13 protein-coding genes are annotated in these 21234 nt (G+C 62.2%); 5 read left to right on the top strand and 8 right to left on the bottom strand.

Annotated features, from left to right (window positions below):
• Positions 1 to 54 precede the first annotated feature (54 nt).
• The 3 genes from cheD (at position 55) to WG78_RS04930 (ending at position 6065) form a co-directional block, all read left to right on the top strand.
• Positions 55 to 735 carry a chemoreceptor glutamine deamidase CheD gene (gene cheD, locus WG78_RS04940; protein WP_236691985.1) on the top strand — a complete coding sequence of 227 codons (681 nt, stop codon included), beginning with the start codon at positions 55 to 57 and terminating at the stop codon, positions 733 to 735.
• Positions 736 to 827: 92 nt separating this feature from the next.
• A complete protein-coding gene (locus WG78_RS23030) occupies positions 828 to 4643 on the top strand; it encodes an FtsK/SpoIIIE family DNA translocase (RefSeq protein ID WP_308417191.1) in 3816 nt (1271 codons plus the stop codon).
• 126 nt (positions 4644 to 4769) lie between these two features.
• Positions 4770 to 6065: an aspartate carbamoyltransferase gene (locus WG78_RS04930; RefSeq protein ID WP_053936691.1), complete on the top strand. Its 1296-nt coding sequence runs from the start codon at positions 4770 to 4772 to the stop codon at positions 6063 to 6065.
• A gap of 1 nt (position 6066) precedes the next feature.
• Here WG78_RS04930 and pbpC read toward each other — a convergent pair whose 3' ends face one another.
• The 6 genes from pbpC to WG78_RS04900 form a co-directional block, all read right to left on the bottom strand.
• On the bottom strand, positions 6067 to 8238 hold the full coding sequence (gene pbpC, locus WG78_RS04925; protein WP_053936690.1) for a penicillin-binding protein 1C: 2172 nt from the start codon (positions 8236 to 8238) through the stop codon (positions 6067 to 6069).
• Positions 8228 to 13909 carry an alpha-2-macroglobulin family protein gene (locus WG78_RS04920; RefSeq protein WP_053936689.1) on the bottom strand — a complete coding sequence of 1894 codons (5682 nt, stop codon included), beginning with the start codon at positions 13907 to 13909 and terminating at the stop codon, positions 8228 to 8230. The genes pbpC and WG78_RS04920 overlap by 11 nt, the downstream gene beginning before the upstream one ends.
• A gap of 92 nt (positions 13910 to 14001) precedes the next feature.
• Positions 14002 to 14745 carry a TlyA family RNA methyltransferase gene (locus tag WG78_RS04915; protein WP_053936688.1) on the bottom strand — a complete coding sequence of 248 codons (744 nt, stop codon included), beginning with the start codon at positions 14743 to 14745 and terminating at the stop codon, positions 14002 to 14004.
• A 5-nt stretch (positions 14746 to 14750) separates the two neighbouring features.
• Complete coding sequence (locus WG78_RS04910; RefSeq protein WP_053936687.1) at positions 14751 to 15509, bottom strand: pseudouridine synthase; 759 nt, start codon at positions 15507 to 15509, stop codon at positions 14751 to 14753.
• Positions 15510 to 15721: 212 nt separating this feature from the next.
• The gene (locus WG78_RS04905; RefSeq protein ID WP_053936686.1) at positions 15722 to 16594 is read right to left on the bottom strand and encodes an LpxL/LpxP family acyltransferase; all 873 of its coding nucleotides are present in this window, start codon (positions 16592 to 16594) and stop codon (positions 15722 to 15724) included.
• Entirely contained in the window at positions 16591 to 17448 is an 858-nt protein-coding gene (locus WG78_RS04900) for a lysophospholipid acyltransferase family protein (protein WP_236691984.1), read from the bottom strand. The genes WG78_RS04905 and WG78_RS04900 overlap by 4 nt, the downstream gene beginning before the upstream one ends.
• Before the next feature lie 93 nt (positions 17449 to 17541).
• On the opposite strand from WG78_RS04900, the gene metK reads away from it, so the two are divergent.
• The gene (metK, locus tag WG78_RS04895; RefSeq protein WP_053936684.1) at positions 17542 to 18711 is read left to right on the top strand and encodes a methionine adenosyltransferase; all 1170 of its coding nucleotides are present in this window, start codon (positions 17542 to 17544) and stop codon (positions 18709 to 18711) included.
• Positions 18712 to 18789: 78 nt separating this feature from the next.
• Here the strand turns inward: metK and WG78_RS04890 are convergent, their stop codons facing one another.
• On the bottom strand, positions 18790 to 19413 hold the full coding sequence (locus tag WG78_RS04890; protein ID WP_053936683.1) for a lipid-binding SYLF domain-containing protein: 624 nt from the start codon (positions 19411 to 19413) through the stop codon (positions 18790 to 18792).
• A 321-nt stretch (positions 19414 to 19734) separates the two neighbouring features.
• On the opposite strand from WG78_RS04890, the gene metF reads away from it, so the two are divergent.
• A complete protein-coding gene (metF, locus tag WG78_RS04885; protein WP_201782363.1) occupies positions 19735 to 20568 on the top strand; it encodes a methylenetetrahydrofolate reductase [NAD(P)H] in 834 nt (277 codons plus the stop codon).
• A gap of 83 nt (positions 20569 to 20651) precedes the next feature.
• Here the strand turns inward: metF and WG78_RS04880 are convergent, their stop codons facing one another.
• On the bottom strand, positions 20652 to 21137 hold the full coding sequence (locus tag WG78_RS04880; protein WP_236691983.1) for an outer membrane lipoprotein: 486 nt from the start codon (positions 21135 to 21137) through the stop codon (positions 20652 to 20654).
• Positions 21138 to 21234 lie beyond the last annotated feature (97 nt).

Raw genomic sequence — 21234 nt, 5'->3', positions numbered from 1 at the left:
GCTTGAACTACGCTGAATGACATTCGGGTGCGTTGCTCTTACGGGCACGCACCGTTGTCATTTGCGGAGCAAGACACCATCGCCAAGCCCGCACCACCGCCAGCCGCTCTCGGCCCGACGCCGTTTCATGACAACCGCTTCGATATCGAAGCCGTCAAATTGATGCCGGGCGAATACTTCGTCACCAGCCGCGACATGATGCTCGTCACCGTGTTGGGCTCGTGCGTGGCCGCCTGCGTGCGCGACCGCGTGACTGGCGTGGGAGGCATGAACCATTTCATGCTGCCCGACGTGGCGCGTTATCCCAACAGCGCCGAAACCATGCCCGCGCGCTTTGGCGAATACGCGATGGATATCCTGATCCGCCGCATTTTGCGCAATGGCGGGCGTATCGAAAATCTGGAAGCCAAGCTGTTTGGCGCGGGTAACGTGCTGCATCAGCTCACGCAAGCCGATATTGGCCGCAAGAATGCGCAGTTTGTGCGCACGTGGCTGGCGCGCGCCGAGATCCCGGTGGTGGCCGACGATTTGCTCGACCAGTACCCGTGCCGCGTGCATTACTTTCCGCATAGCGGCATCGCCTTGGTGAAAAAGCTCACACGGCTGCAGAACGACACGATTTTCGAGCGCGAACGCGAGCTGCATCAACGCTTGGGCCGCATCGGCCCGCAAGCGCTGGACGCCACCCCGACGCCGCCCGCGCCGCCCACGCCATCGGGCAAGCAAAGCGGGTGACGCCCGCGCCATACCGGCTTATGATGGCCGCTTTTGGCCCTACAGAACGAGCGTTCTCTCGCGTACCCGTTCTGAATATCTGATTGCGCACCATGAAGCCACGTTCCGCCCGCTCCGCCCGTCGTCTACCCATTCTTGCCCCGCTGCCGCTTGCCTTGCTTGTGGCGGCGTTGTTATGCGCGCTGTTTCAACTGGCTGGCCCCGAAGGCTGGCATGCTGTTCCGGGCCTGGGCGGCTGGTGGCTGGCGGCGGTGCTGGCCACGGCGGGCTGGCAAAGCCGGCTTCAACAACGCCTGCCCGACTGGACCGCACGCGGTTGGGGCGGTGCCGTCCTCCTCGTTGCTTCGGGCTGTGCCGCCACGCAATTGTTTGGTCTGACGCCGTGGGGTGGCTTGCTGACCCTGATCGGCGGCGCGGCCGTGGGCGTACCGCTGTGGCTGGGGATGGGCTGGGGCACGATGTCCGAAAATATCGGCGGCACGCTCGAAAACGCCGTGCGCCGTGTGGGCAAGGATTCGCCGTTTTTGCGCGATGATCCGGTCAAAACGCATATTCCTGACGACTTTGTGCCGGATGACGAAGACGACGAGGTCGATGCCGCCGTCGCCGCGCCGGTGGCGCGCCACGCCGCCCACGCTGTGGATGAGGAAGACGATGAAATCCTCGATGAACTCGATTCCTTAGGGATTGCGCCCACCTCGCCCGGCAGCCGCGCGGCCGAAGTCGCCGCCGCAACCGCGCAAGTTGCCGTGCCCGCTGCGGCCGCGCCGGTGGCTGCACCTGTCGCTAAATCTGCGCCCGCGCCCGCGCCGACGGGTCGGTCCGTGTTTGGCTCGACGCCAGCGCCGATGAAACCTGCGGAAAGCAAACCGGCTGAAGCCGCGCGTGCGCCCGAAGCCGTCAAACCGCAGCCGCCGACTAAACCGCAACCGCCCGCCATTGCCGCCGCACTAGCGGCCGCATCCGCGCGCATGGAGACCCGCGCGCCGCGCTCGCCTTCTTCTGATCTGCCGGTGATTACGCTGCCCAAAGCCGCACCGTTGCCGCCGCCCGCGCCGCCCAAGCCCTTGCCCGTGCTGGATCGCGACCAGGTGTTGCATCCGCCGCGTCGTGGCGTTGCACCGCCGCGCCAGTCCTCGCCGCGCACCGAGCCGTTGCCTTTCCTCGAAGCCGATGAAGTGCGCGAGCGTCTGCAATCGCTGCATGGCGCGCGCAGCAACCGCGTAACAGGCCCGACCAAAGCGTCGGCCACGCCAGTAGCTACGCCGCCGCAGCCGTTGAAGGTACGCACGCGCCAGCCAGAAAAAACCCGTATCGAGCCGACGATTGCCGCGCAGCCATCGCCGTCGAACAGCGCGTTGTATATCAGTGCGCGCCACGCGCCCGCTGAAGCCACGCCAGGCGTGCCCTTGGCACCAGCCACACCGGCGACTAACCCCGCCGCCACCGCCCCCTTGTTGTCGCCCGCGCCAGCCCCGGCGGTGATCGAAGCGCAAGCGCTGGTGCCGACGCCGCTGCAACTGGAACCGCTGGAGCCGCTTCCGCCGCACGCACCACCTGCCTGGCTGGACGATGTGATTGCGCCGCTACCCGCCCTGACGCCGTTGCCCGCGCCTACGCCCGCATCTGCCGCGCAAGCCACGCGTGTGGAAGCGCCGCTGAGCCGCTTTGCAGCAACGCCAGCCGCTGCCGCCGAGCCGGTGCCGTTGTATGAAGTCGAGGAAGTCGAAGAAACCGAAGCCACGCCGTTGGTGCAGTTGTCCGACGGACTGGAAGTCACCGAACTGGTCGAGCCGGAACCGATCGCCGCGCCCGCGCCGGAGTTTGAGCAAGCCGCCGTCTTTACCTCGGCCCGCGCGCAGCCTGTGTCGATGCCGGTTGCGCCCATCGTGATCGAGCCCGCCGCGCCGGTGGCGGCTGAGCCGGTGGCCGCGCCTACGCCATTGATTGCCGCCCCTTCATTTGCCGCGCCCGTAACCACGCCGTTTACGCCTGCAATGCTGGCGCCGGGGGCGCATCTCGAATCCCCCGAACCCGCGCCCGCGACGGACCCGACTCCTGCCAGCGAAGCAGTGTCCCCTGCGGCGGAGGAGCCCGTCGCGGCACCGGTCGCGCCGGACGTGGCCCCTTGGCAACCGGCCGCGACGCCGGTCAGCGCGCCCTTTGCCCCGTCCGCGCCCGCCCCCTTGGTGACCGCGCAACCGGATGCCGCCACGCTGGCCTGGCAAGCCGCCACCAGTCGCCTGGCCGCACAAGAACAAAATAGCGTCGCCGCCGCCTTGCTGGCGCTGGAACAAGCCAATACCGAGCTGACCGATACCTACCAGCCGTCCGATTGGGCCAAGCCCATGCTGGAACCTAAACCCGCGCCGGTCGCGCCGCCCTGGCCGCGTTTCGATGCTTCGTGCTTGCCGTCGCTGGATTTGCTATCGCCACCGGACGAACAAATCGAAACCGTCAGCCAGGATGAGTTGATCGACCGCGGCATCATCATCGAACAGCGGCTGGCCGAGTTTCGCGTCAAAGTAAACGTGCTGGACGCCTATGCCGGCCCGGTAATTACGCGCTACGAAGTCGAGCCCGCCGTGGGCGTGCGCGGGGCGCAGATCGTTAACCTGATGAAGGATCTGGCGCGGGCGCTGGGCCTGGCGTCAATCCGCGTGGTGGAAACCATCCCCGGCAAAACCTGCATGGGCCTGGAATTGCCCAACCCCAAACGCCAGATGATCCGCCTGAGCGAAATCCTGTCGTCCGAGCAATTCGACGCCATGGGTTCGCGCCTGACCATCGCGCTGGGCAAAGATATCACCGGGAAACCCGTGGTCACCGACCTGGGCCGCGCGCCGCATATGCTGGTGGCGGGCACCACTGGCTCGGGCAAATCGGTGGGCGTTAATGCGATGATTCTGTCGCTGCTGTACAAGGCGACGCCCGATGAAGTGCGTTTCATCATGGTCGACCCGAAGATGCTGGAATTGTCGGTGTATGACGGCATTCCACATTTGCTGGCCCCGGTGGTCACCGATATGAAACTGGCCGCGAATGCACTTAACTGGTGTGTGGCCGAGATGGAAAAGCGCTATCGCCTGATGAGCGCGCTGGGCGTGCGTAATCTGGCGGGCTACAACCAGAAGCTGAAAGACGCGCAACGCGCGGGCCAGGTGCTGACCGATCCGTTCTCGATTAACCCGGATGAGCCCAAGGCGCTGGAGCACCTGCCGTTTATTGTGGTGGTGGTCGACGAATTTGCTGATCTGATGATGGTGGCGGGCAAGAAGATTGAAGAATTGATCGCTCGTCTGGCGCAAAAAGCGCGGGCTGCGGGCATCCATTTGATTCTGGCTACGCAGCGCCCAAGCGTGGACGTGATTACTGGCCTGATTAAAGCCAACATCCCGACCCGCATGGCGTTCCAGGTCTCGTCCAAAATTGATAGCCGCACGATTCTGGACCAGATGGGCGCGGAAGCGCTGCTGGGTCAGGGTGATATGTTGTTCCTGCCGCCGGGCACCGGCTATCCGCAGCGCGTACACGGCGCGTTTGTGGCCGACGAGGAAGTGCACAAGGTGGTCGAGTTCCTGAAGAGCACCGGCGAGCCCGATTATGTGGACGGCATCCTCAATGCGGGCTTCGATGCCGAAGGCGCCGCCAATACGCCGGGTTGGGCCGAAGCCGGCGGCAGCAATGCTGCGGCGGAGGAATCCGATCCGCTATATGACGAGGCCGTGCAATTTGTGCTGAAAAGCCGCCGCGCTTCGATTTCCTCAGTCCAGCGCCAGCTCCGTATTGGTTACAACCGCGCCGCGCGTTTGATCGAGCAAATGGAAAGCGCAGGCCTGGTCAGCCCGATGGAAACCAACGGCTCGCGCACGGTGCTGGCTGCGCCCAGCGCGGACTTCAGCGAATAAGCCGCGCCATGGGGCGGGCCCGATGCGGCCCGGCCCCGGCTGTCACCCCACACGCCATCGCCAACTGGACATCAGCGCAATCCGAATCTAATATACGCACCGCGTATATTTCAGGGAGAAGCCACGATGAGCCAGCAAGTCTTTTTGCGCGATGCCATGCGCAAACTCAATATGACCCGCGATGCCTTTGCCGAGCGTATTGCCGTGCGCCGTCGCGCGCTGGATACCTGGTTACTGCCTGACGAATCGCAAGAGTTCCGCACCATGCCCGAAGTGGTGGAGCGTTTTGTGACTGAAATCCTGGCGCGCGAAGCGATCCAGCCGGGCTCTACGCATAGCGCATATAAGGCCGATCTGCGCGACGTGATTGCGTCGGAAGGCCGCCACCACCTGCTGTCGGTGGAGCAATTTACCCGCGAGTCAGTGGGCGAGTTTTTTCGCGTGGCCGACATCATGCAGCCCATCGCGCGGCGGCAGAAAGTGTGTCGCGTGCTGGAAGGCGCCGTGCTGGCCAATCTGTTTTTTGAAGCCAGCACCCGTACCCGCGTCAGCTTTGGCGCGGCGTTCTGCCGACTGGGCGGCAGTGTGTGCGATACCACCGGCTTTTCGTTTTCGTCGATGGCCAAAGGCGAATCGATTTACGACACCAGCCGCGTGATCGCCGGTTATGCCGACGCCATCGTGGTGCGCCATCCCGAAAAAGGCTCGGTGGCCGAATTTGCGGCAGCGAGCAATATCCCGGTGATTAATGGCGGCGACGGCCCTGGCGAACATCCAAGCCAGGCGCTGCTGGATTTGTACACCATCGAAACCGAGTTCTCGCGCGTGGGCAAACTGGTGGACGGCGCACATATCGCGCTGGTGGGCGACCTTAAATATGGCCGCACCGTGCACTCGCTGATCAAACTGCTGGCGCTGTATCGCGGCATGAAGTTCACGCTGATTTCGCCTACCGCGCTGGAAATGCCCGCGCATATCGTCGATCAGGTCAGCCGTAACGGCCATGTGGTGGTGCAGACGCAATCGATGCACGACGGCCTGCGTGGTGCGGATGTGGTGTACGCAACACGTATCCAGAAGGAACGCTTTGTGGATGAATCAATGGAAGGTTACTCGCCGGATTTCCAGATCAACGCGTCGCTGGTGGATGCGGTGTGCGGCAAAGACACCATCATCATGCACCCGCTGCCGCGCGATAGCCGCGAAGGTGCGAATGACTTGGCCACCGACCTTAACCACGATCCGCGCCTGGCCATCTTCCGCCAGACCGACAATGGCATTCCGATCCGCATGGCCATTTTTGCGGTGCTGATGGGCGTGGATACGCTGATCCAGCGCAATATGCGCGACGTGAGCTGGAAAACGCCGTCGCTGGTGGGGCCGGACGATGCCGCGTTTTACGCGGTAGGCCAGGACAGCTAACTTAGCCTGCGGCCTTGCCACGGCGTGGGGCAGGTTTGGTCAGCGTGGCCCCGCGCACTTCAAAATGCGCTTCGCCGATCACCCGATTGCCGTCGCGCATTTGCACCACATGCCGCCCAGGCATGGGAAACCACGGCAGATGCGCGCCGCGACCCAGCAACTTGCCATCCAGCCACCATTGCGGCTGGCGCACGCCGGTGCTGCGAAACACCACGCGTTGATGCTGCGGCGGAATATCGGGGTCCAGCGCGTACACCGAACCGTCGACCGGGTTGGTGATGGCGCTGACCGCGCTGCGAGTATCGCTGGCGCTGGCCAGCACCACATCTTGCGCGGTGCCCGGCAGAAAGTATTCGCGCCGGCTGGCTTCTACCTGATGATCAAAACTGATCTGCCGCGTTTCGACGCCTGGCGGCACAGCGGGCGGGGTCGAGGGCGTGGTGGCGTGCAGCCGGTTCATCACGCTTAGCCACACCGGCGCCGCACCATGCATGCCCGACACATCCCACATCGGCGCGCCGCTGGCGTTGCCTACCCACACACCCACCGTATATTTGCGCGAAAAGCCCATGGTCCAGTTATCACGCATGTCTTTGCTGGTGCCGGTTTTTACGGCGGCCCAGAACGGCGTGGCCAGCGCGCTTTCCAGGCCAAAGGTACGGGCGCGCGCGGTGCGGTCAGACAGGATGTCGCCGATGATAAAACTGCTTTGCACATCCAGTAGTCGTTGCGCTTTGGGCGCGGGCTCGGTCAAGGTCCAGTGCGGCGCGCTGCTGATGCCCTGCGTGGCGAGCGTGCGATAGGCATTGGCCAGATCGAGCAAACGCACATCGGCGGCCCCCAAGGCCAGACTAAAGCCGTAGTAATCGCCCGCCTCACTCAGGCTGGTCAAACCCAGCGCATACAGGCGTTCGCGCAAGCGGTTAGGCGTGACGATATCGATGGTGCGCACGGCGGGCGTATTCAACGATGAGGCCAGCGCGGTGCGTACCGATACCGGGCCTTTAAAGTCCTTGTCGTAATTCTGCGGTGCATACAGACCACTATTGGTGTTCAGATCCAGCGGACGGTCATCCAGCAAAGAGGCGGCCGTCAGCCAATGCCCTTGCAGCGCCATCTGGTACAAAAACGGCTTGAGCGTTGAACCAGCCTGGCGTAAGGCGGTGACGCCGTCCACCTCACTGGCTTGCGACAATTCGCCGCTTGATCCCACCCACGCCAGGATGTCGCCGCTGGCGTTATCGAGCACCACCACCGCGCCGTCTTCGACATTGCGGTCGCGCAATTCGGCCAGTTGACGCTGCAATTGCTCCACGCAATAGCGCTGCAAGCGCGCATCGAGCGTCGTGCGGATGCGTTGCCCGGCGCGCAATTGCATATGCGCCTGCAGCTTGCGGGCGTAGTGCGGCGCCAGCGACACTGCGGACGGATAGGCCGCGTTGCGTTGCGATAGTGCGCGTTGGGTTTCCACCGCCACCTGGCTGCAATCGGGCTGGCGCTGCATGCTGGTCAGAATGTCGCAGGCACGGCGCGAAACGCGGTCGACGCTGGCGTTGGGGGCGCGGATCAGTGCGACTGTAATCGCGGATTCCCACGCGTCCAGCCCCGACGGCAACTTGCCAAACAAGCTGGCCGACACGGCGCCCAGCCCCGTCAGCTCGCCGCGATAACCGACCAGGTTCAGATAAGCCTCCAGAATCTGCGCCTTGGTCCAGCTGCGTTCCAGCCGCGTGGCGCTGACGGTCTGGCCCAGTTTCTGGCTGAATGAGCGCTGGCCGCTGTTGCGCTTGAGGTCGGCGTCGAGCAAGCCCACCAGTTGCATCGTTAATGTGGAGGCGCCACGTGTGCGCGAATTCCACAGATTGCCCCAACTGGCGGCGGCCACCGCCGACCAGTCCACGCCGCTATGGGCGTAGAAATTGCGGTCTTCCGACAGCACCAGGGCCTGGCGAAAAGCGGGGGAGACTTCAGGCAGCGTCACCCAATCCAGCTTGCGCGCGGTCATATCGACGCGCACGCGTTGTAGCGGCTGGCCATTGCGGTCCAGCAGGATGGCGTCAGACGGGGTCCATTGCGCTTTAACCGTGGCGAAGTCAGGCAGGGCCAGCGCGGGTGCGGCGGTCATGACCACACCCAGCGCCAGCATCCAGCGACACAACGTATTAATGCCCATCGCCAATCTTGTACAGCGGGTTAGGCGCCGCGCCGAAGACATCGGGCGCATACAGCGCTTCCACCCGCGTCGGCGGCAGTTTAAAGCTGCCGGCGTTGTTCAAGCGCATGGTGTACTCGACGCTAAAGTCGCCCCGCGGCACGTATTCATAGAACGCGCGATAACCGACAAAGCGGCGTTCTACGTATGCCGGCCACGCGCTCCCTTCTTGCTGCTCACCTTTCGCGCTGATGGCCGAATCACGGCCCAAGCCATTGCCGAGGATGGTGGCGCCGGTTGGCACCGGGTCATCCACCACCACCCAGGTCATATCGGCTTGCGCAGTCACCTTCAACGTAACGCGCAATACATCGCCGCGCGAATACTGGCCCGCCACCTTTTGCTGCACGGCGGTGATGGTTTTGCTGATGCGATAGCCCGCAGCCTGCGGCGCAGTCAGCGGCACCGCCGCGCTAACCTGCACCGTGGCCCACGGATTGCCGCTGCCCTGCTGATTCAGCGTCAGCGTGCCTTTGCCACCGGTGGGCCACGGCAGGCTAACCGGATCCGGCTTGGGCGAAGTCCATGCCGCGCTGCGCTGGGTATCGCCAAGCGCCATATCCACCTTGCCGGTGACCGGGTCTTTCTCGAACTGGCTGCTAAAGCGGCGGATCGCCAGCGAACCCCACGCGTTGGCATTCGTGGTCATCCACACGCCTTTTTGCTGACGCGCCAACAAACCCGTAACCAGACGCGGCATATCGTCTTTCCAGTCCAGCAACTGGCTGGCCAGCAACACAATGCGCGCGGCGTTGACGTCACCGTTGCCCATCAGCCACCACCAGTAATCGTCCTTCTCGGTGGAGAACACCAGACGCGTACCTTGATACGTAAGGCGACCACGCAGGATTTGCTCGGCCTGCGCCAGGCGGTTAGCGCGATCCGGCAACGACGGTGTGCGCTGCAGAATGCTGATCCAGTCCACCAGCATGCCGGTGTTCCAGCTGTTGGGCTGCAGCGTCACCGTATCGATCTGGCGCGGTTGCAGGCGGCCGTAGCGCGCCAATGCTTCCAGCGCGGCCAGGCGACGTGCATCGCCCGATTCACGCGCCATCCATAGATCACGCTTGATCTTGCCATCGACAAAGTTGCTGAGGCCCACCAGCATGCGTTCACGCAAATCATCGGGGATGGCGTAACCGGATTCGTTGGCCAGCGCCAGCACATAGGCGGTCAGCGTATCGCTGCCATGGCTCTCGACGCCCTCGGCCGGCGGGAAGTAATACGCCAGGCCATCGGCATCCAGATACGCAGGCAGATCGCGCATGATGGTTTGCCAGCGGGTTTTGTCATCCAGGCCCGTGGCAATCGACGAGCGTTGTTCCAGGCACGAATACGGATAGGCCAGGAACCAGTCGCGCACGGCCGGCATATCGCCCGCCAGTCTGGCCTGCAGTTGCACCGAGACACCGCCGCGGCCCGCTTCGGCCGTCGGCGGCAAGCCCACCGGGATGCTGACCGGGCCTTGCAACTGGCGCAGCGTGGCTTGTTGCACCGTCACCGGGATTGCGGGTTCGATGTCCTGCGTGATCGCCAGTTTATCCGCCGCCTGCTCGCCACCCACTTCACGCGCGGCAAAGGTCCACGCCAGCTTGTTGATCCCTTGCGGCAGCGTAACCGGCCAACTGACTTCACGCGCTTCGCCCGCAGGCAGGCTGATTGTTTGTTTGGGCAGATCGCCTAGGCCGGCCGCTTGTGCGCTCACTTCCAGCTTCATCGCGCGGCCGGAGCCGTTGCGCAGATTGATGCCTGCGGCAATCTCGTCGCCGTTGCGCGCCAGCGGTGGAATGCCGGAGGTGATTTGCACATCTTGCGTCACGGTAATCGAGGTGCTGCCGGTGCCGAACAAGCTGGTGCCGCTATCGGCCACGGCCACCAGCTTGAAGCGCGTCAGCGCGTCGTTGAGCGGCACGCTGAGCGTGGCGCTGCCATTGGCGTCGAGCACCACATGCGGTTGCCACAGCAGCAACGTATCCAGCAGTTCGCGCGTCGGGGCAAAGCCGCCCCCGCCTCCCGGGGCCAACGATTTGCGGCCAAAGTGGCGCTTGCCCACCACCTGCAATTGCGCGGTGGCGGTCTCGATACCGTAGCTGCGTCGTTGCAACATCGCGCCGAGCGAATCCCAACTGTTATTGGGCTGCAGTTCCAGCAAGGCTTCATCCACGGCCGCAAAGGCAACTTCAGTGCCTGCTGGCGCCGGTTGGCCATTCGGCAATTTGACCTGCACTTTGACTTGCGCGGTTTTGCGGATCGAATAAATGGCCTTGTCGGCGGTCACGCTTACTTTCAACTGGTGCGCCGCGGTGCCCACGGTGAGTTCGGCCACGCCAAACTTGAAGGCCGGGCGCGATAGATCGACGGTGGCGGTGGGTGCTTGATAGTCGCGGCCCTCATGCCAATAGGCGTCCCACCAGTCCATCGGCGTGCGCCAACCCCAGGTAAAGAAGGAATACCACGGTACTTCGCGCACGCGACCGCGCACGGCCAGGACCGAGACATAGACGTTAGGCGCCCAATCCTGGCTGATCTTGACGTCGATGGTCGGGTTTTTGCCGCTCAATTGCACCACGCGGTTTTCGATAATGCCTTCGCGCTCGATGGCCAACCAGGCGGTCGCTTTGCGAAACGGCATGCGCACTTGCAGGTGCGCGGTTTCACCCGGCTGATAGCTGGTTTTTTCGGGAAGGATATCGATGCGGTCGTTATTGTCGACGTCAAACCAGATTTCGTTCTGGTTGGTCACCCACATGCTTTGCGCGCCCTGCGCGACATGGCCCGCCTTGTCTTTGACTTCGGCCACCAGCTCGACGCTGCCCTCTTGCTTGAGCGTGACATCGCAGAACACCATGCCGTGCGCGTCCGAGGTATCGCTGCAGACTTCGCCCAGGTCTTTGGTGGTTTCCTGATGGTCATAGGCATAAAAGCCACCCACCAGACGTTTGCGACTGGATTCGTAATCATGCTGCGTGGCGTGGATGCTGACTTTCTGGCCCGCCTGTGGCTTGCCATTGTTATCGAGCACCACGGCTTTAACGCCCACCGACTTGCCCGCCACCGCCATCCAGCCATCCACTTTCAGACCGACTTTCAGCGCACTGGGGTACAGCGGCACGGTGCGCGACAGCGTTTGCACTTCGCCATTGGGATCGGCGTAGGTCGCTTCGAGCACCAGATCATACGGACGATCAAACGCGGGCAAATTGGCCACGCTGGTTTTGCCGTTGCCGTTGGCGTCCAGCGTCAGCGGCGTTTTATCCAGCACCACCTTGCCGTTGAGCGAACGTTGCGTTTCATCGCGTCGTGATTCGGGCGCGCCAAAGGTAAAGCCGTCAAAACCACTGACGCTGTCGTAGTGCTCGTTAAGCATGCCACTGACCTGCACCGGCAAGCTCTTGGCCGGGCCACCACTGCCATACGACATCGACAGCGCCACCGGCACGTTTTTCGGGGCCACCGTATCGTTGGGCGACACGCTGATCTGGCCGCGCATCACCGGCAGCCGGAATTCCTCCACGCGAAAGCTGCCCGCATCCAGCGTAATGCCATCGCGCTCGATATTGTGCTCGCCGCGATCACCACCCTGGCGCGTGCCTTTGCGCACCATGCGCAAGCTATACGTACCCAGCTTGGCGCTCTTGGGCAGCGCAAAGGTCGATTCAGCGTAACGGCCCGCACGCCATTGCAGCGGCTGGTGGAATTCCTGGCCGCTGCCGTCATGCGTAATCACCAGATCATCGGGATACTGGCCATTTTTAAGCAGGGCGAAACCCTGGCGCGTCTGCACGCGGATCAGATGCTTCATCGACACCGTTTCGCCGGGGCGGAACAGCGTGCGGTCAAAAATGGTGTGGCCAATGATATTGGGCTGCACGCTGGTATCGGTGGGCACGGCAAAGCGCCACGGCTCAATGCCTTCATCCCAGCCCGAGCGCACAAACGACACATCGTTATGGCCCTGCGCATCTTGTTTGCGCGCAGTGATAAACAAGCCGGACAAGCTTTGCTGGCTATTGCAGTAGCGCAGTTGCGGCAACGGTTTATCGATTTGCGCGAAGCCATTGGCGTCGGTTTTGCCTTCCCACAATTGTTGCTGCGCACAGTCATACACGCGCACATCCGCGCCCGGCACCGGCTTGGCCTGGTCCAGCGTGGTGACCCAGATTGCCGCGTTGTCACGGCCGCGTTTGAAGTGCACGCCCATATTGGTGACCAGCATGGCGGTGCGCACATACATCGGCTTGTTGGCGCCCAGCAAGGCGCTGCCGAGCATCTTTGACTGGATTTCCACCACGTGCAGGCCGGCTTCTTTGGCCGGAATGCCCACCACCGAGAACGGCCATTTGCCGGCTTTATCAGGTGCGGCCGGGATATCTGCGCGTTTAACGCCCGCTTCATGCGCCAACAGGCTCAGGCGACGGGTTTCGGTCTTGCCGACGTAGCTTTCGTGATAGGCCTGCACCTTCGCCAGCCAGGTCATCATGGCGCGGTCGTCTTGCACGGTCAGGCTATCGGCGCTGACCTGGACCTGCTTGACGCCCAGGTTGGCTTCAACATCACGCAGCGTGACGGCGATATTGGGGTCTGCGTTGAGTTCCAGAATGCCAAACGGCGCGGCGGTAAATTTGGCCAGCGGCGGCGCGGTACCGGTGCGGAACTTGAGCGGAAACGCATTGGCGTTGACCAGCGGACGGCCGCTGTCATCGGCAAAATCTTTGGGCAAGGTAATGCTGGGTTGTGCGTTTTCGGCAAACGGCGGGGCAAACTGGATTGAACGCACGGTGGGGCCGGCATCGCGCTCCAGATCGGGTTTGCGTTCACCATCGGACGTTTGCAGGCGGATTTGCTCGGCCAGCTTGCGCGGCACATCGCCACTGAACGACAGTCGAACCGCCTGCAGCGGAATGCACGGTGCTTTGGCGGCCGCACGTTCGCAGCTAAAGCTGGCGGTAAATTCTTCGCGCACCTGGAATTGCAGGGTCTGCGTTTCTGCGCTGCCCGGGCGGGTGAGGACCAGCTTGACTGATTTACCAGCCGGCAACCGGCGCGCGCATTGCACGGCTTCAACTTTGCTGGCTTGTTTATCCCAATCGAGATGCTTGATCAGCGTGGCTTTGTCCGCGTCGCTGAGGCGGCGGACCGGGATACGTTCGGGCGAATCTTCCACCTGGCAGAACATCGGCACCGGGCCATGAACCACGCCATTCATGCGCAGCATAAAGGCCTGGTCTTCGTCGATCTGCTCGCCTTCGCCGGGTTGCGCTTCCTCAACCGAGATCGGGCCGGTGGTAAAGCTGAAACTGCGCGCACCGGTATACGCGCTGCCATCCAGTGCCTTCAGGCCGGTGGCGACGCTAAACGTGCAGCGCGTGGCGGCAGGCACGCCTTTGGGAAAGTCCATCACCCAGGTGCGATCGTCGATCCAGTGCGCATCGCCTTGTTGCGGGCACGCGATGCTGAATGGCGCGGGCACGTTGACGGTGCCCATGCGCACCATCGGCGCAGAGAAGGTGGCGCGCGCCTGCTGGATTTCGCGTACTTCGTTCTGCGGCGAGAACGTAGTGACGGAAACCGCGTGCGCGTAGGTGGCAAATACGGACAGGCACAGCAACAAAGCGGAGCGAAACGCAGTCATGAAATCAGCCGGGACATTGGGGAGCGGGCTAGATTTCAACACACTTTGCTACAAAGGCGTAATCACCTGGATCAATAGTTGTCAGCGGCGGATCAGCGTTTGCGGGCGTAGATGAAAAATTCACGATTGCCGTCGCCGCCAGTGATGGGGCTGGTAAAGTAATCCAGCACTTCAAACTGCTGCTCGCTGGCGGCCTGGCGTATCTTGCGTTCCACCTCGATATAGCAATCGGCATTACGCACGATGCCACCCTTGCCTATGTGCTGTGGCCCGGCCTCAAACTGCGGTTTTATCAAAAACAGCAAATAGCCGCCGCTGGGCAGGAGCGGCGCGAGTTGCGGCAAGACTAGCGTCAGCGAAATAAACGAGACGTCGCCCACGATCAGATTGATATCGCCATCGAGCGCACTGGCGATCTGCTCGCGCTGCAAGTGCCGCGCATTGATGCCTTCAAATTGCTGAACGCGTGGGTCCGCCAGCAAACGCGGATGCAATTGATCATGACCGACTTCGACGCCCACAACACAACGCGCGCCCGCTTGCAACAGACAATCGGTAAATCCGCCGGTGGAAATTCCCACATCCAGCGCTTGCCAGCCGGTCACGTCCAGGCCCGATTGCGCCAGCGCGCCCGCCAGCTTGAGGCCACCGCGCGACACATAACGGTCGGCCGCGTCGGGGACGATATGGATGCGCGCGTCGGCGTCGAGTTTGACACTGGCTTTGCTGACCGGCTTGCCATCGGCCGATACGCGCCCGGCCTCAATCAGACCTTGCGCAGCCGTGCGCGATGCCGCCAGGCCCAGTTGCACCAGCAATAAATCAGCGCGTTGCATGGGGCTTAATCAAAGGTCTCGTTGCTGGCCAGGTAGCGCCATTTGCCGGTGGGCAATTGGCCCAGCCGCACATTGCCGATGCGGATGCGCTTGAGGCCGACCACTTGCAGGCCCACCATTTCGCACATGCGGCGAATCTGGCGCTTTTTGCCTTCCTTGAGGATAAAGCGGAGTTGGTCGGCGTTCTGCCATACCACTTGCGCGGGGCGCAGCGCTTCGCCATCGAGTTCGAGGCCGTGGTTGAGCAACCGCAGGCCTTCATCGGACAAACGCCCGCTCACGCGCACCAGGTACTCTTTTTCGACGTTGGAGTTTTCGCCAATCAGGGTCTTGGCGACGCGGCCATCTTGCGTCAACACCAGCAAGCCGACCGAATCGATATCGAGACGACCGGCCGGGGCCAGACCGCGCAGATGTTGCGGATGAAAGCGCTGGCCGGACAGATCGCCGTCCCAGTGGTTTTCCGGCACGATCAGCACCGAGGCGGGCTTGTAGCCTTTTTCGGCCTGCGCGCTGACATAGCTGACCGGCTTGTTGAGCAGAATGGTGACGCGCGCGGCCTGGGCGGCTTGCGCGGGGGCTTCCAGCGTAACGGTCTGGCCCGGGCGCACGCGGCTGCCCAGCACATTGACCACCACGCCATCGACCTTGACCCAGCCGCGTTCGATGTATTCATCGGCCTCGCGGCGCGAGCACATGCCCAGCTCGGTCATGCGTTTGGACAGGCGGATGGAATCGCTGGAATCGTTGGATTGGTCAGACATGGCGGGAAACCTCGGAGCGCCGGAAAACCCGGCAGTCTACCAGAACTACCCCACCCCCGCCCCGCCGCCCGGCTTGAATAAAAACGCATAGGGTGGGACTCGGCGTCCCCGTCGGACCCACCAGACATAGCCATGAAGAAGAACGCAATGATTGCGTTTTGGGATACGGCTTTGAGTGGTGGGTCTCGACCCACCCTATGAGGGGGGGTGGCTTAGTACGGTGCTTGTTCGCCTTCGGGCCGGGTTTTGAAGCGGCGATGCAGCCAGTAGTACTGCGCCGGGATTTCGCGCACGCGGTCTTCGATAAACTGGTTCATCCGGTTGGTGTCGGCTTGCACGTCGTCGGACGGAAAGTCATGCCACGCCGGGTAGTAGCGCGTGACAAAGCCGTCTTTTTCCAGCCGCGTAATCATCGGCACCACGATCGCGCGGCCCATCGACGACAAGCGCGACAGCGCCGGGATGGTGGCGGCCGGGATGCCAAAGAACGGTGCGAAGATCGATTCGCGCGGGCCCATATCCTGGTCCGGCAAGTAGTAGAACGGAATCACGTTCTGCCGCAGCGCACGCACGATGGCGCGGATGCCATCGTTGCGTTTGATCAGCAGCGGCTCGCCAAAGCGGCTGCGGCCCATCAATAACAATTCATCAAACGGATTCTGGTGCGAGGCCGAATACATGCTCGCGCCCCAATGATCGATGGTGTGACGGATGCCGCCGTAATCCAGCCCGATAAAGTGCGGGGCCAGCAGGATGATCGAACGGTCTTGCACCGCCAGATAATGTTCGTAGCCTTCGCGCCGCACCAGGCGCTCAACGCGCGCCTTGCTGCCAAACCACAGCACGCCGTAGCAGGTGGCCACGGTCGCCATCAGGCGGAAATGCTCGCGCAGCGTGGCGCGGCGTTGCGCTTCGGTCCATTCGGGAAAGCAAAGTTGCAGATTGATCAGGCCGATCTTGCGCCGCCGCCCCGCCACGGCATACAGCACGCTGCCCAGCGCCGACCCCATACCACGCAATACGGCAAAAGGCAGCAAATGCAGCAGCCAGAAAAACGCAGCCAGCAGGCGAGCGGGAATACTCATTCAGACTCCGGGGCCGGCGCACCGGCCGGACGTTTATAACGGTTATAGCTCCACAGGTACTGGGTGGGTGCCTGCAGGATGGTCAATTCCAGATTGCGGTTGAGCACGGTGGCGTCGGCCAGCGCGTCGCCAGTAAATTCGCCCTGCATTGGACGGATATGCATGGCGTAGCCACGGCCCCAGCTCAAACGCTCGGCAAAACAGAACAGCACGATGGCGTCGCTATTGCGCGCAATGCGCGGCAGCAGCGTCATCGTGTACGCCTTTTGCCCGAAGAACGGCGCCCACACGCCTTCGCCGCCGCCGGGCGCCTGGTCGGGCAGGATGTAGACGCTTTGTTTTTCCTTGAGGGTTTTCAGCAGCAAGCGCACGCCTTGCGCATTGGCGGGCGCGGCGCGACCGCGTTCGCGATCACGGCTGGCCAGCATCAGCGGCTCCAGCCATTTCAGCTTGGGCGGTCGATACAAGGCGGCCATGATGCGCGGCGTGTTCATACTGATATAGATACCGCAGACTTCGATCGCGCCCAGGTGCGGCGACACGTAAATCACCGGGCGCGGCTGCGCCAGCGCGGCCTCGACGTGTTCCCAACCGTCCACGCGTTTGACCATGGCGGCGACATCTTTAGCGTGACGCAGCCATGCGGCCAGCAGCTCCATGGCGCCTTTGCCATGCTCAGCAATACTCGACTTGCGCAATCGGATATAATCCAGACCGGCAAACCGGGCGGCGCGGGCTGAATTCGCGTCCAGCCGCTGTCGGTAAGTCCCGGATGTCCACCATGCAATCCAGCCCAGCACAATGCCTGCGGCTTGCAGCACGCACAACGGGATATAAGCTAAAGGTCTGAACAAGCGCACCAGCATGCGTGGTTGGCCTTCCGGTTAAAAACCCGGATTCTATCGACTTTCATTCATTACAGACACGGCACAAAGGACCTTCTCCTTATGAGCGAATTCCTGTTCACCTCCGAATCCGTATCGGAAGGCCACCCCGACAAGGTGGCGGACCAGATCTCCGACGCGATCCTGGATGCGATCCTGTCGCAAGACAAATATGCCCGCGTGGCCGCAGAAACGCTGGTGAACACCGGTCTGGTGGTACTGGCAGGCGAGATCACCACCACTGCCAACGTTGACTATATCCAGATTGCCCGCGACACCATCAAGCGCATCGGCTACGACCACTCCGACATTGGTTTTGATTACAAAACCTGCGCGGTGCTGGTGGCGTATGACAAGCAATCGCCCGATATCGCCCAGGGCGTTAACGAAGGCCAGGGTCTGGATCTGGACCAGGGTGCGGGCGACCAGGGCCTGATGTTTGGCTATGCCTGCGACGAAACCCCGCTGCTGATGCCGATGCCGATTTACTACGCGCACCGTCTGATGCAACGCCAGAGCGAACTGCGTAAAGATGGCCGTCTGCCGTGGCTGCGCCCCGATGCCAAGAGCCAGGTCACCGTGCGTTACGACGCCGAAACCGGCAAGGCCAAGGCCGTGGATACCATCGTGGTGTCCACCCAGCACCATCCGGATGTGTCGCACGCGCAACTGACCGAAGCCGTGATCGAAGAAGTGATCAAGCCGGTGATTCCGGCTGAATTGCTCAACGGCACCAAGTTTCTGATCAACCCGACTGGCCGTTTTGTGATTGGCGGCCCGATGGGCGATTGCGGCCTGACCGGCCGCAAGATCATCGTCGACACCTACGGCGGCGCTGCGCCGCACGGCGGTGGCGCGTTCTCGGGCAAAGACCCGTCCAAGGTGGACCGTTCGGCCGCCTACGCCGGCCGTTATGTCGCCAAGAACATCGTCGCGGCGGGTATTGCCAAGCAGTGTCTGGTGCAAGTCAGCTACGCCATCGGCGTATCGCAACCGGTGTCGATCATGGTCGATACCTGGGGTACCTCCAAGCTGTCGAATGCGCAGATCGTTGATCTGATTCGCAAGCATTTCGATCTGCGCCCCAAAGGCATCGTGCAGATGCTGGACCTGCTGCGCCCGGTGTACACCCGCACCGCCGCGTATGGTCACTTTGGCCGCGAAGAGCCGGACTTTACCTGGGAACGCACCGACAAGGCCGAAGCGCTGCGCGCCGACGCTGCGCTGCTGTAATCCGCAGGTTAGCGCCCATAAAAAAAACCCGCCGGAGCAATCCAGCGGGTTTTTTTGTTGCCTGTGCTGCGCAGCGAATTATTTCTTCTTGGCGTGCGGGCTCAGACGGCTGTCGACCATGTACTTGGTACCGGCGACAGTGACTTCTGCATCCAGACCGTTTTCGGTGAACTGATAAGCGTAAACCGACGGTGCGATCATCGAAGCGCCATCCAGTTCAGCACCCTTGTTCTCAGCCTTGGCGGCTGCGGTGGCGTTGCCTTCAAAGGCCCAGCCCGAGGTGATGAACTTCTTGAACGAAGCGTTATCGTTGAACACCAGCACCAGACGCGAGTTCTTGATGCCGAGGCCCAGACCACCCTTGATCTGCACCATCTTCATAAAGGTTTCTTTGCCGGTGCTGTCGACCGCAACACCGCTACCACCGCCAGCGCCTGCGAAGACGATGGTGGCGCTACCGTTGTTGAATACGGCATAACCAGCCGCCTTGGCGATGGCATCTTTAGCCGATGGATGCTTTTCGTACAGCTTGGCCAGCGTGTCCTTGGCACTGGCGCGAACTGCTTCGCGCGCTTCGGACGGGGTCTTGCGGGGCGCTTCTTTTTGCACGTCGGTGGCGGGCATGTTGTCAGCCATCGCGGTGGCGGCAGAGCCAGCCAGAATCGCGACCGAGCTCAGTACGGCGAGCCATTTTTTTTGCATGATAAATTCTCCTTGTAAACCGGGTTGGTGTTTGCGCGGTGCCGGCCTTCTGAGTACGGGCTGCGGTCTATCCGGCTGGGGCCTTGAGGCCACGTTAAGCACGGTACCCATAGTGCCTGAACCGTCTGCGGCGGCCAGACAGCAATCCACCAAAAATGGCGTGGTGCGCACAAGAAAACCCCCGTAGGAACGCGCTGACAAATCAGGGGGACGGCCTGGATGCCCTTTATCGCGCCGTTCACGCACCAATGAAAACGCTGCAAACCGGCGCTGGACCTGCGGTGATAAGATGCGCCATCGCCTCCAACCCGAACCTTGATCGTGACCCAGCCGCAGCCCCTGAGCTTTGAATTCTTTCCGCCCAAAACCGCAGAAGGCGCAGAGAAACTGCGCATCACGCGCCGCCAGCTGGCGCAATTCAAACCGGAATATTGCTCGGTGACGTTTGGCGCGGGCGGCTCAACGCAAGATGGCACGCTGACCGCGGTGCTGGAAATCCAGAGCGAAGGCCTGGCCGCCGCACCGCACTTGTCTTGCATCGGCTCCAGCCGTGTACGCATCAGCGAAATCCTGCAGCAATATCGTGCCAGCGGCATACGCCATGTGGTGGCGCTGCGCGGCGATATTCCGTCGGGCATGCTGGATGTGGGTGAATTCCGCTATGCCAACGAGCTGGTGGCGTTTATCCGCGAACAGCACGGCGACTGGTTTCATATCGAAGTGGCGGCCTACCCCGAATACCATCCGCAATCCAATAGCGCCGAAGCCGATCTGCGCGCGTTTGTGAACAAGGTGAATGCGGGGGCCGATGCCGCGATCACCCAGTATTTCTTTAACCCGGATGCGTATTTCCACTTTGTGGACGAGGTGCGCGCGCGCGGTGTCACCATCCCGATCGTGCCGGGCATCATGCCGATCCAGAACTTTAATCAGTTGTCGCGGTTCTCGGATATGTGCGGCGCCGAAATCCCGCGTTGGCTGCGTTTGCGCCTGCAATCGTTCGGCGATGACACGGCGTCGATCCGCGCGTTTGGTCTCGATTACGTGACCGAGCTGTGCGACAAGTTGCTGGATAATGGCGCGCCCGGTTTGCATTTCTACACGCTGAATGCGGCCGGTGCGGTATCGACGGTGTGCCAGCGTCTGGGGCGCTAAACATCGCGGCAGGCTTGCTGGTGCGGCAATCAAAAAGGGTGAATCCGTCGATTCACCCTTTTTACATTTCTGGATGCGCGCAGTTATTGATTACGCGGCACCACGCGTGTGGTCTGGCCATCGTTAAGCACATCCACACGTTGTTGCGGCACGATCTGTGTATCCGCGCCCTGCACGATCACCAGGCGTTGACCGGTATCCAGTTTGACGGTGATTTCGAGTGCGTCTTTGGCGGTCGCGCCTTTCTCCAGCGCGTTACCCGCCAGACCACCGGCCACCGCGCCGATCACGCCGGTGACGATGCTGCCATTGCCGCCGCCGATGCTGCTCCCCCCCACCGCACCGATCACGCCACCCGCCACACCACCGATGCCGGTGCTGTCCTTGATCTGCACATTGCGCACGCTTTCCACAATGCCCGCTTGCGCCGTAGCGGCACGTTTGACCTGATCGCGACTGTAGACGTTGGCCGAATCGCTGGCGCAGCCGGTGACGGCAAAGGCCATGCCGCCCATCAGCGCCGCGGCGCAGACGGTTTTGATCCAGCCTGGAGTGGTTGAAGGTTTCATGATGGCGCTCCCGGATTAAGACTATTCCGAATTTTACCGGCCGATGCGGGCGGCGGTTTGTCAGCATTTACCTGATTCGGTAGGCACTTTTTGCTGG

Source organism: Amantichitinum ursilacus (genome assembly GCF_001294205.1).
Classification (GTDB): Bacteria; Pseudomonadota; Gammaproteobacteria; order Burkholderiales; family Chitinibacteraceae; genus Amantichitinum; species Amantichitinum ursilacus.
Note: the sequence above shows the minus strand (reverse complement) of the source record. Positions and strands in the feature narration are given on the sequence as shown.

Excerpts from the sequence above, each read along its gene's own strand:
- WG78_RS23030 (WP_308417191.1), top strand. The coding sequence starts at position 828 with ATGAAGCCACGTTCCGCCCGCTCCGCCCGTCGTCTACCCATTCTTGCC.
- WG78_RS04930 (WP_053936691.1), top strand. The coding sequence starts at position 4,770 with ATGAGCCAGCAAGTCTTTTTGCGCGATGCCATGCGCAAACTCAATATG.
- pbpC (WP_053936690.1), bottom strand. The coding sequence starts at position 8,238 with ATGGGCATTAATACGTTGTGTCGCTGGATGCTGGCGCTGGGTGTGGTC.
- WG78_RS04920 (WP_053936689.1), bottom strand. The coding sequence starts at position 13,909 with ATGACTGCGTTTCGCTCCGCTTTGTTGCTGTGCCTGTCCGTATTTGCC.
- WG78_RS04915 (WP_053936688.1), bottom strand. The coding sequence starts at position 14,745 with ATGCAACGCGCTGATTTATTGCTGGTGCAACTGGGCCTGGCGGCATCG.
- WG78_RS04910 (WP_053936687.1), bottom strand. The coding sequence starts at position 15,509 with ATGTCTGACCAATCCAACGATTCCAGCGATTCCATCCGCCTGTCCAAA.
- WG78_RS04905 (WP_053936686.1), bottom strand. The coding sequence starts at position 16,594 with ATGAGTATTCCCGCTCGCCTGCTGGCTGCGTTTTTCTGGCTGCTGCAT.
- metK (WP_053936684.1), top strand. The coding sequence starts at position 17,542 with ATGAGCGAATTCCTGTTCACCTCCGAATCCGTATCGGAAGGCCACCCC.
- WG78_RS04890 (WP_053936683.1), bottom strand. The coding sequence starts at position 19,413 with ATGCAAAAAAAATGGCTCGCCGTACTGAGCTCGGTCGCGATTCTGGCT.
- WG78_RS04880 (WP_236691983.1), bottom strand. The coding sequence starts at position 21,137 with ATGAAACCTTCAACCACTCCAGGCTGGATCAAAACCGTCTGCGCCGCG.